At 68.7% G+C, this 13526-nt stretch carries 10 protein-coding genes and 1 riboswitch; of the genes, 4 read left to right on the top strand and 6 right to left on the bottom strand.

Annotation, left to right across the window (positions count from 1 at the left end; genetic code table 11):
* Positions 1-28: 28 nt before the first annotated feature.
* The 3 genes from ACO6VK_RS03805 to ACO6VK_RS03795 all read right to left on the bottom strand — a co-directional run bounded on the left by ACO6VK_RS03805 (position 29) and on the right by ACO6VK_RS03795 (position 3396).
* Positions 29-1279 carry a DUF819 domain-containing protein gene (locus tag ACO6VK_RS03805; protein WP_422505642.1) on the bottom strand — a complete coding sequence of 417 codons (1251 nt, stop codon included), beginning with the start codon at positions 1277-1279 and terminating at the stop codon, positions 29-31.
* A 115-nt stretch (positions 1280-1394) separates the two neighbouring features.
* Positions 1395-2708, bottom strand: a complete 1314-nt coding sequence (locus ACO6VK_RS03800; protein WP_422505641.1) for a sensor histidine kinase — start codon at positions 2706-2708, stop codon at positions 1395-1397.
* Complete coding sequence (locus tag ACO6VK_RS03795) at positions 2695-3396, bottom strand: response regulator transcription factor (protein ID WP_422505640.1); 702 nt, start codon at positions 3394-3396, stop codon at positions 2695-2697. Before ACO6VK_RS03795 ends, ACO6VK_RS03800 begins: the two co-directional genes overlap by 14 nt.
* A 131-nt stretch (positions 3397-3527) precedes the next feature.
* On the opposite strand from ACO6VK_RS03795, the gene ACO6VK_RS03790 reads away from it, so the two are divergent.
* The 4 genes from ACO6VK_RS03790 to ACO6VK_RS03775 all read left to right on the top strand — a co-directional run bounded on the left by ACO6VK_RS03790 (position 3528) and on the right by ACO6VK_RS03775 (position 9877).
* Positions 3528-5234, top strand: a complete 1707-nt coding sequence (locus tag ACO6VK_RS03790) for an ArnT family glycosyltransferase (RefSeq protein ID WP_422505639.1) — start codon at positions 3528-3530, stop codon at positions 5232-5234.
* Positions 5235-5467: 233 nt separating this feature from the next.
* A complete protein-coding gene (locus ACO6VK_RS03785; RefSeq protein WP_422505659.1) occupies positions 5468-6118 on the top strand; it encodes a phosphatase PAP2 family protein in 651 nt (216 codons plus the stop codon).
* Positions 6115-7767, top strand: a complete 1653-nt coding sequence (locus ACO6VK_RS03780; protein ID WP_422505638.1) for a phosphoethanolamine transferase — start codon at positions 6115-6117, stop codon at positions 7765-7767. The genes ACO6VK_RS03785 and ACO6VK_RS03780 overlap by 4 nt, the downstream gene beginning before the upstream one ends.
* A 112-nt stretch (positions 7768-7879) precedes the next feature.
* Entirely contained in the window at positions 7880-9877 is a 1998-nt protein-coding gene (locus ACO6VK_RS03775; RefSeq protein ID WP_422505637.1) for a M2 family metallopeptidase, read from the top strand.
* Positions 9878-10345: 468 nt separating this feature from the next.
* Here ACO6VK_RS03775 and ACO6VK_RS03770 read toward each other — a convergent pair whose 3' ends face one another.
* The 3 genes from ACO6VK_RS03770 to ACO6VK_RS03760 form a co-directional block, all read right to left on the bottom strand.
* Positions 10346-10738 carry a hypothetical protein gene (locus ACO6VK_RS03770; RefSeq protein WP_411851776.1) on the bottom strand — a complete coding sequence of 131 codons (393 nt, stop codon included), beginning with the start codon at positions 10736-10738 and terminating at the stop codon, positions 10346-10348.
* 82 nt (positions 10739-10820) lie between these two features.
* Complete coding sequence (locus ACO6VK_RS03765; protein WP_422505636.1) at positions 10821-11714, bottom strand: siderophore-interacting protein; 894 nt, start codon at positions 11712-11714, stop codon at positions 10821-10823.
* Between the two features lie 164 nt (positions 11715-11878).
* Positions 11879-13102 carry a multidrug effflux MFS transporter gene (locus ACO6VK_RS03760; RefSeq protein WP_422505635.1) on the bottom strand — a complete coding sequence of 408 codons (1224 nt, stop codon included), beginning with the start codon at positions 13100-13102 and terminating at the stop codon, positions 11879-11881.
* A 293-nt stretch (positions 13103-13395) separates the two neighbouring features.
* A riboswitch (glycine riboswitch) is annotated at positions 13396-13497 on the top strand.
* Positions 13498-13526 lie beyond the last annotated feature (29 nt).

Raw genomic sequence — 13526 nt, 5'->3', positions numbered from 1 at the left:
GGCGTTGGGTGAAGAACCTGTTTGACCTTTACCCCTCGGCCATCCACTTCAGAATCAGCCCGGTCATGTAGGCCAGGCCAGTACCGGTCGCATACCCCACCGTGCCGAGCAGCACGCCCACCGGTGCCAGCGACGGATGGAACGCGGCGGCCACGACCGGCGCCGAGGCGGCCGCGCCGATGTTGCCCTGCGAGCCGATGGCGAAGAAGAACAGCGGCGCGCGCACCAGCTTGGCCACGATCCACAGCACCAGGATGTGGGTGAGCATCCAGATCGCCCCCAGGGCGAACAGCCACGGCCGTTCCAGCAGCGACAGCAGGTTCATCTGCATGCCGATGCAGGCAATCAGGAAGTACAGGAACACCGTGCCGAGGCGGGATGCGCCGGCCGCTTCCAGGCGGCGCGCGCGGGTGAAGCTCAGGCCCAGGCCAAGCGCGGTGGACAACATCACCACCCACACGAAGGCACTGTCCAGGCTGAACTGGCTGGCCCAGCTGACATTGTCCTTGAACCAGGCGCTGACCGGGGCGGCGATCGCGTGGGCCAGGCCCACGCCGCCCAAGGCCACGCCGACGATCACCATCAGGTCGGTCAGGCTGGGGATCCGCGCGTTCTGCGCCTCGTAGGCGGAGATGCGCTCTTTCATCTCGTCGATGGCACGCGTGTCGGCACCGTTGCGGGTGTCGATCTGCTTGGCGCGATTGGCCAGGAACAGCAGGATCGCCATCCACAGGCTGGCACAGGCCACATCGACCACCGCGAACTGGCCGAAGGTGGTGGCGTCGGTGCCGAACACTTCGCGCATCGCGACCATGTTGGCGCCGCCACCGATCCAGCTGCCGGCCAGTGCGGCCATGCCCTTCCAGGTATCGCCGGCCACCGTTTCGGGGTGGATCCAGGACATCGTCTGAAACGACACGATCGCGCCCAGCACGATGCCCAGCGTACCGGCGCAGAACACCAGCAGCAGTTTCGGGCCGAGCTTCATCACCCCCTTGAGGTCGATCGACAGTGTCAGCAGCACCAGCGCGGCCGGCAGCAGGACGTCACGGGCGATCGGGTTGTACAGCGCGGTGTTGTGGCCGTCGATCAGGCCGGCGGTGTTGTAGATGGCCGGGATGAAGTAGCACAGCAGCAGGGCGGGCACCCAGGCGAAGATCTTCTTCAGGAGCGGGGTCGGGCCGCTGGCGGCCCAGAAAATCAGGGCCAGGGTCGCGGCAATCAGGCCGAGGCCGACGATGTCGCTGGTGATCAGGGCAGTACTGGGTTCGGTCGGCATGACGCCATCCTCTGTCGATCGAAGGGATAAAAAAAAGCGCCGCATTAAGCGGCGCTCGTTGAGCTTAACATTGTCTTCACGCTGACCCATGCCGCGGCGCGGCGTAACGGTCCGATTACGACGCCTGCCGGCCAGGCAGCGACGCGCCGAGGTCGAGAATCACGCGCGTGCCACGCGGCTGGCAGGGTTCGATCTGCAGCGCCCAGCCCAGGTGCTCGCACAGCCGGGCGATCAGCTCCAGCCCGATGCCGCTCTGCTCGTTGCGGTAGCCGCGGGCCATGCGCGCGTGCACCGCCGCGATTTCTTCCGGGCTCATGCCGTGGCCGGGGTCCTGCAGGGTCACCACGGCCTGCGGCGAGACCTCGATGCGGATGGTGCCGCGCCCGCTGTTCTCGATCGCGTTGCGCAGCAGGTTGCCGATGGCCGCCTGCACCACGCCGAGCGGCGCCACGATATCAACCCGTGCCAACCCGCCGATGTCGATGCGCAGGTCCTTGTCGCCCATCAGATGGCGATGGTCTTCGATGATGTCGGGCACCAGCTGGTCCAGTGCGATGCGCTCGCCCAGCGCTGCCAGCCGGGCCGGGTCGCGTGCCAGCACCAGCAGCAGCTGGATCAGCTGCTCGACGCCCTGCGCGGTCCGCCGCACCCGCTGCATCTGCTGCCGGGCGCGGTCGGGCACGTCCGGCTCGCCCAGCGCGAGCTCGGCCGCGCCGGTGATCACCGCGATGGGGGTGCGCAGCTCGTGACTGGCGGTGCTGATGAAGACCCGCTCGCGCTCGACGAACTGCTCGTTGCGCGCCAGGTAGTCGTTGAGCGCATTGGCGATGACATACAGCTCCGAACTGCCGCGCGGATCCACTTCCACACGCTGCCCCGGCACGCCCGGACGCAGTTCATCGATGCGGCGCGCCAGCGAGCTGAGCGGCCGCACCAGGCGGCCCACGCCGAAGGACGCCATCAGCACGGTGACGATGATCATCACCACCCCGGCCAGCATCACCCAGCGCGTGGCGAACTGCTCCAGCTCGTGGAAGTCGTTGATGTCCAGCACCAGCGCCAGACGGCCCAGCTGGGCGGTCTCACGCACCATCACCGCGCTTTGGCGTCCGCCCACCATGACCCCGTCGTGCAGACCCGGATGCAGCGCGCGCAGGCTCTCCGGCGCGTCGCTGGCGTCATTGATGTAGAACAGGCGCAGGGTGTCCGAGTCCTGCCAGCGGTAGTGCGGCTCGTGCTCGATGTGGTTGACGATGCTGTCCAGTTCGGAATTGAGCAGCGCGCGCCACGCCGAATGCTCGGCATGCTCGTGCACGTAGTTGCCCACGCTGAACACCGCCAACGAGATCAGCGCCAGATACGCCAGCAGCCACCACACCATGCGCCGGTGCAGCGGCGCCGGCCGACGCGGGCCGCTACGCCATGTCATCGCTGCCTCCCGCCGCGCTGACACCCAGTCGATAGCCCACGCGCGGCAGCGTGTGGATCAGCTTCTGCTGGAACGGGCCGTCGACGCTGCGGCGCAGTTCGTAGATGTGGGAGCGCAGCAGGTCGCCGTCGGGCAGCTCGTCGCCCCACAGCGCGAACTCCAGCTGCTGGCGGGTCACGGCGCCCGGGCTGGCGCGCATCAGCACTTCCAGCAGCTTGCGGCAGGCCGGGTACAGGTGCAGCGCCTTGCCATCGCGCTGGGCTTCCAGCGTGGCCAGGTCCAGCCGCAGGTCGGCCACCTCCAGCGCCTTGCGTGGGTTGCGGCCCTTGGCGCGCACCATCAGCGCTTCCAGCCGGACCTCCAGTTCGGGCAGGGCGAACGGCTTGGTCAGGTAGTCGTCGGCACCGGCCCGGAACCCGGCGATCTTGTCGGGCAGCTCGTCGCGGGCGGTCAGCATGATCACCGGCACTTCCGAGCCGTGGTCGGCGCGCAGCCGGCGCAGCACCTCGGGGCCCTCCATGCGGGGCAGCATCCAGTCCAGCACCAGCGCGTCGTACGCGTGGGTGACGGCGAGGTGCAGGCCGGTCACGCCGTCAGGAGCCACATCGAGGACATGTCCCCGCGATTCGAAATAATCGAATAGATTGGCAACCAGCTGGCGGTTGTCTTCGATGACCAGAAGCCGCATCGGGATACTCGTTGTGACGGACCACGGCATGGTAGCGGGAACCACGTCGGAATCCGGTCGCAATGCGACGGGTTACGACGCTTTTCCCACGCTGTCGGGGAGACAGTGGCTGTTTGTTGTAGGGTCCGCGGATGCATCACACCTCACTTCCGGCACGCCTCTGGCGTCCCCTGGCCTGCCTGGCCATGCTGCTGGCCCTGATGGCCGGCATCGGCCTGCGCCAGCCTTCCCCGCCGGATGAGCCGCGCTTCGTGCTCGCCGCCCGCGCGATGGTCGATTCCGGCCAGTGGCTGCTGCCGCACCGGGGCAACGAGCTGTACGCCGAGAAGCCGCCGGTGTTCATGTGGATGCAGGCCGCCAGCGATCGGGTCTTCGGGGGCTGGGACCTGGCCTTCCTGGTGCCGTCACTGCTGGCGGCACTGCTGACCCTGTGGCTGACCTGGGACCTGACCCGCCGCCTGTGGAACCGCCGCATCGCCTGGTGGGCGGTGCTCGCCCTGTTCAGCTGCCTGCAGTTCGGGCTGATGGCCAAGCGCGCGCAGATCGACATGGTGCTGGTGGCGATGACCACGCTGGCCATGTGGGGCCTCCTGCGCCACCTGTTGGAGGGCCGCAACCTGACCGCACTGTGGGTCGCCGGCATCGCCGCCGGCGTGGGCACGGTGACCAAGGGCGTGGGCTTCCTGCCGCTGCTGGTGCTGCTGCCGTGGGCGGTGTGGCGCTGGCGCAGCCGGGGACTGAACCGCCCGGCGGTGGCGGCGCGCACGCTATGGTGGCTGCTGCCGGCGTTCCTGCTCGGCACGGCGGTGTGGCTGGCCCCGCTGGGCCTCGCGCTGTTGAACGACCCCGACCCCAGCCTGCAGGCCTATGCGCGCGAGCTGCTGTTCAAGCAGACCGGCACCCGCTACGCCAATGCCTGGCACCACGTGCAGCCGGCCTGGTACTACCTGCAGGTGATGGCAACCTTGTGGCTGCCCGGCAGCCTGCTGCTGCCGGCCCTGCTGCCGGGCTGGTGGCGCCGCCTGAAGCGGCTGGACGGCCGCTACTGGCTGCTGCTGGGCTGGTGCCTGCTGGTGCTGGTGTTCTTCAGCGCCAGCCCGGGCAAGCGCGAGGTCTATATCTTCCCGATGCTGCCGCTGCTGTGCGTGGCCGCCGCGCCGCTGCTGCCCGGCCTGCTGCGCCGGGCCGGGCTGCGCTGGCTGCTGCTGGTCTACGTGGCGCTGCTGGCGATCGGCGCGCTGTACATCGCCGTGAACCTGCACGGCGGCAGCCCGTGGGCGCACGCGCAGCTGGCTCGCCGCGACATGCCCGACAGCCTGCTGCCGGTGCTGGGCAACTGGCTGCTCGGCTTCGGCGTGGTGCTGGCGGTACTGGTGGTGTGGCTGCGCCAACGCCGCGCCGGCGTGCTGGTGGTGGTCACCGCATTCCTGCTCTGGAACCTGTACGGCTGGGGCCTGATGCCGGCGCTGGACCCGTACAGCTCAGCCTCGGCGTTGATGCAGCGGGTCGGCCAGCGGATCGGACCCGACGCCGAGCTGGGCCTGGTGGCCTGGCGCGAGCAGAACCTGCTGCAGGCCGATCGCAAGGTCGCGGTGTTCGGCTTCAAGCGGCCCTGGGACCAGCAGTGGCAGGACGCCGGCCCGTGGCTCGCGCAGGCGCCGAACACGCGCTGGGTGCTGGTATTGGACGAGGCAATGAGCCCCTGCGTGGATCGCGCCCAGGTGATCGACATCGGCAGCAGCAACCGCAACCGCTGGCAGCTGTTGCCCGGCACCGCGTGGCGCAGCGACTGCCGCGCCCACCTGCCCAGCGATGCCGCCGACCACGACACGGACTGAACGGATGACGCATCCGGCCACGATTTAACCCGGGGCCAACATTGCTCCGACCCCGCTCCGACACCGCGCTGCCGACCATGACGCCGCATCCTTCACCGGCCCTCGCGCTCATGCCTCCTGCGTTTACCGCCTCCCTGCCCTACCCGCTTGCCGGCGCGCGCGCGTCGGCAGGCTTCCTTCGCCGCCATCTCTGGTACCCGCTGCTGGCCGCCCTGCTCGTCAGCAGCGTGCTGATGGGCGCCGGTGGCGACCAGTGGCTGGCCGACCAGTTCTATCGGCTGGAGGGCCAGCACTGGGCCCTGCAGAACGCCTGGATCACCAGCCACCTGGTGCATCGCGGCGGCAAGTGGGCCAGCAGCCTGGCCGCGCTGATCACGATCGTGGCGTGCTTCCATGCCTGGCGCCAACCGCGCCTGGCACGCTGGCGCTGGCCACTGCTGTACCTGGTGCTGTCGGTGGCGCTCGGCACGGGCGCGGTGTCGCTGCTGAAATCACTGACCAACATGGATTGCCCCTGGGACCTGGCCCGCTACGGCGGCGCCCGCGACTACATCGGCCTGTTTGCTTCACGGCCGCACGACATGGCGCGTGGCATCTGTTTTCCTGCCGGCCATTCCAGCGCCGGATTCGCCTGGGTGGCGCTGTACTTCTTCGCGCTGATGGTCCGTCCGGCATGGCGCTGGCGTGGTCTGGCGGTGGGGCTGGTGGCCGGAGCGACGTTCGGCCTGTCACAGCAGTTGCGGGGCGCGCACTTCCTCTCGCACGACCTGTGGACCGTGACCACCTGCTGGATGGTGTCGCTGGGTCTCTATCTGGGTGTCCAGGCCATCACTGCGCACCGCCAGGCGCGCAGAACGCTGCAACTGCAGGGAGAGCAGGCATGAGTGCATCGGTTCCCCACGTGCAGCGCTTTCCGGCCCTGTCGCACCTGCTGGCCTGGCGCCCGCAGTGGTCCACCGAGACCCTTATCGCCGCCACCAGCCTGTTCTTCGCGGTGGCCTGCAATGGCCTGTTCTGGCACAGCGCGATGGCCACCCACCCGGGCAGCCTGCGCTTCGCGTTGTCGCTGCTGCTGTTCCTGGTCGGCGCGCACTGCCTGTTGATGGGCCTGCTGGTCTGGCGCTGGAATGCCAAGGTGGTGGTCAGCGTGCTGCTGCTCTGCACCGCGCTGGCCGCGCACTACATGGGCAGTTACCACATCTATCTGGATGCGGACATGCTGCGCAACGTGCTGGCCACCGACCACAAGGAGAGCCGCGAGCTGATGACCCCGGCGATGCTGCCACCGGTGCTGCTGCTGGCGGTACTGCCGATGGTGGTGGTGTGGCGGGTGCAGCTGATCCGGCGCAGCTGGGCCCGCACACTGCTGTGGCGCGCCGGCTTCCTGCTGGTGTCGGCCGTGGTGGCGTTCGGCGGGGCGATGCTGTCGTTCCAGGAGATGTCGGCGTTGATGCGCAACCAGCGCGAGGTGCGCTACCTGGCCACCCCGGGCAACATCCTGCTCGGCCTGCCCAAGGCGCTGCGCGGCGACAACCCGATCCAGCGGGCGCCGAAGCTGCCGATCGGCACCGATGCCAAGGCAACCCCGCGCGCGGCCGGCAGCCGGCCGCGGCTGCTGGTGATCGTGATGGGCGAAACCGCGCGTGCGCAGAACTGGGGCCTCAACGGCTACGCCAAGCAGACCACGCCGCAGCTGGCGCAGACCAACGTCATCAACTTCCCGGACATGCATGCCTGCGGCACCAGCACCGAGGTGTCACTGCCCTGCCTGTTCTCGCCGTATGGTCGGCACGACTACGACGAGAAGAAGATCCGCGCGCACCAGTCGCTGCTGCACGTGCTCGACCGTGCCGGCATCGGCGTGCTCTGGCGCGACAACCAGTCCGGCTGCAAGGGGGTCTGCGAAGGACTTGAGATGCAGGCGCTGGACGATGCCAGGCACCCGACGCTGTGCGCGAACGGGCGCTGCATGGACGAGATCCTGATCGACGATCTGGCGGCGCAGGTCCGCGCCCGGCCGGGCGACCGGGTGGTGGTGCTGCACCAGCTGGGCAACCACGGGCCGAGCTACTACGAGCGCTACCCGGCGCGGTTCCGCCACTTCACGCCCACCTGCGACACGCCGGACCTCGGCAAGTGCAGCCGCGAGCAGATCACCAACAGCTACGACAATGCGCTGCTCTACACCGATCACCTGCTGTCGCGCACGATCGGTACGCTGCAGGGCATGGACGACTACGACACCGCGATGATCTACCTGTCCGATCATGGCGAATCGCTGGGCGAGAAGGGCCTGTACCTGCATGGCGTGCCGTACGCGATCGCCCCGCAGGAGCAGACCCGGGTGCCGATGACGATGTGGTTCTCGCCCGCGTTCGCCGCCAACCGCGGGCTGGACCTGGCCTGCGTGCGCAGGCGGGCCACGGCCTATACCGACCATGACAACCTGTTCCCGTCGGTGCTGGGTCTGATGCAGGTCAAGACCGCGCTCTACGAACGCGGGCGCGATCTGTTCGCCACCTGCGAGTCGTAGTGCGCGGCGGGCGCTGGCAGCCCGCCCGGCCGGGCGTTGCTGCCCTGCCCCTTGCGGTGTGGCGGGCGCTTCACTAGCCTTCGGCGGTCTGTCACCACCCAAGGATGTCCCCGTGAACCACCGCCCGCTCCTGCTGGCCCTGGCTGTTGGTGCTGCCGCACTGACGCTGGCGGCCTGCCAGAAGGAACCGTCCCCGGCCGATGCGCCGGCGGCGGGCACCGCCACCCCGTCCGAGACCGCGGACCAGTTCGTTGCCCGGGTCAATGCCGAGTACAAGGCCATGTACCCGGAAATGACCTCGGCGCAGTGGCTGTCCTCGACCTACATCAACGACGACTCCGAGCGCGTGGCGGCCAAGGCCAACGAGCGCTGGCTGACCGTGCTCAACGGCTGGATCACGCAGGCGGCCACGTTCGACGGCCAGCCGATGTCCGAGGACAGCAAGCGCGCCATCCACCTGCTCAAGCTGATGACCTCGATGCCGGCGCCGCGCGACCCGGCCAAGCTCTCCGAGCTGACCCGCATCGCCAGCCGCATGGAAGGCGCGTACGGCGCAGGCAAGTACTGCACCGACGCCGCCGACCCGTCGAGCTGCCGCCAGCTGGGCGATCTGGAGCAGGTGCTGGCGCGCAGCCGCGACTACGACCAGCAGCTGGACGCATGGCAGGGCTGGCACGGCACCACCAAGCCGATGCGCGCGGACTACCAGCGCTTCGTTGGCCTGGTCAACGAAGGCGCCAAGGAAATGGGCTTCGCCGATGCCGGCCAGATGTGGCGCAGCGGCTATGACATGCCGCCGGAGCAGATCGGCCCGGAAACCGACCGCCTGTGGGAGCAGGTCAAGCCGATGTACGAGCAGCTGCACTGCTATGCGCGTACCAAGCTGGACACCACCTACGGCAAGGACAAGGCCGAAGTGGACGGCGGCCTGATCGCCGCGCACCTGCTCGGCAACATGTGGCAGCAGGACTGGTCCAATCTGTGGGATCAGCTGCAGCCCTACCCGGGCGCCGGCAGCCTGGACATCACCGCGGCGCTGGAAAAGCAGTACCAGACCAACCTGAGCGGCGCGCTGGCCAAGGCCGGCGGCAACAGTGCCAGCGTCGAAGCGCAGTTCAAGGCGCAGCGTGACGCCGAGCTGCGTACCGCCAAGCAGATGACCGAGCGCGCGCAGGACTTCTACGTGTCCCTCGGCATGCCGGCGCTGCCGAAGTCGTACTGGGACAAGACCCAGTTCATCAAGCCGCTGGACCGCGATGTGGTCTGCCATGCCAGCGCGTGGGACATGAACATGGACGGCGATGTGCGCACCAAGATGTGCATCAAGCCGAACGAAGAGACGTTCACCACGATCTACCACGAGCTGGGCCACATCTATTACGACCTGGCCTACAACCCGCTGCCGCCGCTGTTCCAGGGCGGTGCCAACGATGGCTTCCACGAAGCGATCGGCGACACCATCGTGCTGGCGATGACGCCGCAGTACCTCAACTCGATCGGCCTGGTCGACAAGCCGCAGGAAAGCCGCGAGGCGACCATCAACGCGCAGATGCGCATGGCCCTGAGCGGCGTGTCGTTCCTGCCGTTCGGGCTGATGATCGACCGCTGGCGCTGGGGCGTGTTCGACGGCTCGATCACGCCGGACCACTACAACCAGGCCTGGTGGGACCTGAAGGCCAAGTACCAGGGCGTGGCCCCGGCCAGCGCACGCGGTGAGGAGTTCTTCGATCCGGGCGCCAAGTACCACGTGCCGGGCAACACGCCGTACACGCGCTACTTCCTGGCGCGCATCCTGCAGTTCCAGTTCTACAAGGGCCTGTGCGATGCGGCCGGCTACAAGGGCCCGCTGCACCAGTGCAGCTTCTACGGCAACAAGGAAGCCGGGCAGAAGTTCTGGGCGATGCTGAGCAAGGGCGCCAGCCAGCCGTGGCAGGCCACGCTGAAGGAGATCACCGGCGGCGACAAGCTCGACGCCGGCCCGATGATCGAGTACTTCAGCCCGGTCAACGAGTGGCTCAAGCAGCAGAACCAGGGCCAGATGTGCGGTTGGCAGGCACCTGCCACCACCGCCGCGGCCAAGCCGGCGGCAGCGGCTCCAGCAGCCCACTGAGCGGTGATGCGATAAAAAAAGAACCGGCCGCAAGGCCGGTTTTTTTTGAGGCGTAGCAACTGGCGCACAGCCGCACGTGCGGCGGGGAAGTCCAGGTGCAGTGTGGGATCTCGTGGCTTCTCCGCTCGGGCCTGCCGCGAGCGTGTGGGCCCCATTGCGACCGGCAGGCCCCTGGGCAAATGTCCCCCGGCCGCCGCCTGGCGGCGACGGCCTCCTCCTTTACTTTGCCCTGGGGCCTGCCGGCCGCAATGGGGCTCGGCTTGCGGTACGCGCAGGAAAGCTTGACGCTTTTGCGAGGCGCCAGTGGTCTCGACACGTGGGCCGCGATGCCCTTGTGGGCGAACTAAAGGAGGAGGCGGCGGCCGCAGGCCGACGCCGGGGGACATTCGCCGGCAAGGGCATCGCGGCCCAGCGCTCGACCCACTCCGCCGCCGCGTTTGACTCAGCGCACGTCGCGCCTGCCCTTGCTCAGGCTTGTGCGGAGGCCTTCAGGCTCGCGGCGAAGTCCAGCTTGTACTGGTCGAAGTCCTTGCCATCGGCCTTGGCCTCGGCATGGGCGGCATCCTTCAACGCGTCCGAGTACACCAGCCGCACGGGGGTGCCCTGGCGCTCGTGCAGTTCGGCTGCCTGCATGATCAGCGCCAGCACGCGCGCGGCGCTGGCGGTCTGGCCGGCGATGCGGCCATCCATGCCCAGCACCCACTCGCCGTCGCGGCGCACGATCCCGGCCAGCAGCGTGCGTTGCTGGTCGCGCAGTTCGGCATGCGGCTCGACCGGAGAGGCCTGGGCCTGCTCGCGGTTGGCGGCCTGGGTTTCGCGGCGCCGGCGGATGTCGCGGCGCAGTTTGGAGGTGGTCGACATCGGGGGGACTTCCGGACTGCGTGAAAGTGCACAGGATACCGTACGGGCCGCGAGCGGCCCCTGCGCCCGGCCTGCGGGCCGGTCAGTCGATGACCTTGCCGTGCCGCCAGTAGCCCATGAACGTGACCGCGCGCCTGTCGATCCCGCAGTCCTTCACCAGGTGGCGGCGGATCGCCATCACCGCCCCGGCCTCGCCGGCCACCCAGGCGTACAGCCCCTCGCCCTCGGCGCTGGCCTGCTCCCAGAGGATGTCCTGGTCGATGTTGATCTCCGCCAGTTCCTGGTCGGCCGCACGGGGCCCGACCGGGCCGATCCGCGCGCGCACGGCCTCCTGCAGCCGTTGGCCGTGCGCGGCGCCCTCGCGTGCCAGCCAGAACAGCTGGGCGCCCAGCGGGGCCTGCAGCGGCAGCACGTCCGCTTCGTGCTCCACTTCCAGGAACGCCTGCACCTCCGGGGGCCGTGGCCACTGCGCCAGCGCTTCCAGAATCCCGGCCACGGCCGGCAGCGCGGTGCCGTCGGCGACCAGCAGCACCCGCCGCACGTTCGCCGGCGGCTTCCATTCGTAGCCCTCGCTGCTGGCCTGTACCTGCGCATCCGGAGCGAGCAGGCTGACCCGGTCACCGATCCGCGCGTGGGTGGCCCAGCGCGATGCCGGACCGGTCTCGCCATGCAGCACGAAATCGACATCGACCTCGCCCGCCTCCGGGCGCAGCGCCCGGATCGTGTAGGTCCGCATCGGCGCCCGCTGGTCGTCGGGCAACGCGCGGTAGCGTGCGTACCAGTCCTCGCCCTGCGGGACCACGGGCGCCGCCTGGCCGGGCAACGGGAAGAACACCTTGATGCGCTGATCCGGGCCGTCGGTCTTCATGTGGGCCACATCGGGCGCGGCGAAGACCAGCCGGGCCAGCGAAGGAGACAGCGACACGCGCTGCTTGAGCGCGACGTCGAACAGGCGGTAGGTCTGCTGTGCAGCCATGCAATCACCCTTGAAAGCGGCGGACGCGGTGTCCGCAGGGAAACGGAATGGCTGTCGTAAGGCACGAACTGGCTGGTGAGCGCACAGGATACCCGGCGCGCGCGTGCTGGCAATGCCGGCAACGCCACGATTGCGTGCAACGCAACCGTGACGTGCCGCCGACGTCATTGCGGCGGCAGCAGGGCCTCGCCGCGACGCTCGCAGTGACGCTCCCAGTACCAGAACGCCGCACCGATGGCGAAGAAGCCCGCATAGCCCAGCGCCAGGTGCAGCGGGTTGCTGCTGAGCATCGGCGACACCACACCGGCGACGACCGTGTTGATCATCAGCTGGATGAACATCTGCATCGACGAGGCCAGGCCGCGCTGCTGCGGATACATGTCCAGCACCGCCAGCGCCAGGATCGGGAAGATCAGCGCCATGCCGACGCCGCCGAGGAAGATCGGCAGCACCGCCCACGGCAGCGCGATCTGGGGCACCGACAGCACATAGCCCAGGTTGAGCAGCGCCGACAGCGCGCACAGGCCGAAGCCGATCGCGATCTGCCGCTGCGCGACGACCCGGCCGGCCATGCGGCCGGACAGGAACGAGCCCATCGTCATGCCACCGATGGTGGGAATGAACAGCCAGGCGAAGCCGCCCTCGCCCAGCTTCAGGTGCTGCATCACAAACACCGGCGCCGAGGCGATGTACAGGAAGATGCCGGAGAAATTGAACGCACCTGCCGCCGCCAGCCGCAGCAGCCGCGGGTGCGAGCCCATGCGCGCGTAGCTGCGCAGCAGCGCGCGCATCGACAGCGGCGTACGCGCCTGCACCGGATGGGTTTCCGGCAGCCACTTGCCGGTGGCCAGCAGCAGCACCACCGCGAACACCACCAGGAACCAGAAGATCAGCGGCCAGTCGCCGCCGCCGAGCAGAATCCAGCCGCCGATGATCGGCGCGATCGCCGGAGCCACGCCGAAGATCATCGACACCTGGCTCATCAGGCGCTGCGCGTCGGCACCGTGGTAAAGGTCGCGGATCACCGCGCGGCCCACGATCACGCCGACGCCGGCGGTCACACCCTGCAGCGCGCGGAACACCAGCAGCGTGGGCATGTCGCGCGACAGCGCACAGCCCACCGAAGCACCGATGAACAGCACCAGCCCGCCGATGATGACCCGCTTGCGGCCGAACGCATCCGACAGCGGGCCGTGGGCCAGGCTCATCAGGCCATAGAACAGCAGGTACACGCTGATGGTCTGCTGCACCGCGACCTGGTCCACCTGCATGCGTTCGCCGAGCAGCAGGAAGGCCGGGAAAATGGTGTCGATCGAGAACGGACCGAACATCGCCAGGCCTGCGAGCAGCAGGGCCAGGCGGCGGGTCGAGGGCGAGGCGGGCGTCATGCGGTCTTCCGTCTGGGCCATGCGCGAACGCACGGCGGGCGCCAGCCCGGAACGGGCGGCGCCAGATGAATACGAGGATCCCATGATGATAGGCCTTTGTGCGGCCGGGCACCATCGCCACGGCCCCGTTCGGGCGCCCATACCACCCCGTATTCATGTGGCGTAGGGACGCAGCGGATCAGGCCGCTGGGCTATAATTGCCGGGCTACATGGTGGGAGAAGCGGACAGGTGTTTTGAACCAGCCGCTGCCGAAGGCGCAACGCCCGTAATCGCTCAGGCCCGATACCACCCGTACCAAAACTCTGGAGAGACCGGCGAGTGCCGGCGCCGAAGGGGCACGAAGCACGCAGATGCGCGCTTTTAAACTCTCAGGCAAAAGGACAGAGGGGCACCCAGGAAGACCGCAGGGTCCGGTGGATCGCG

It is taken from the genome of Stenotrophomonas sp. GZD-301, assembly GCF_049310345.1.
In the GTDB taxonomy this organism is placed as follows: Bacteria; Pseudomonadota; Gammaproteobacteria; order Xanthomonadales; family Xanthomonadaceae; genus Stenotrophomonas.
This window is presented reverse-complemented; position numbering and strand designations above follow the sequence as displayed.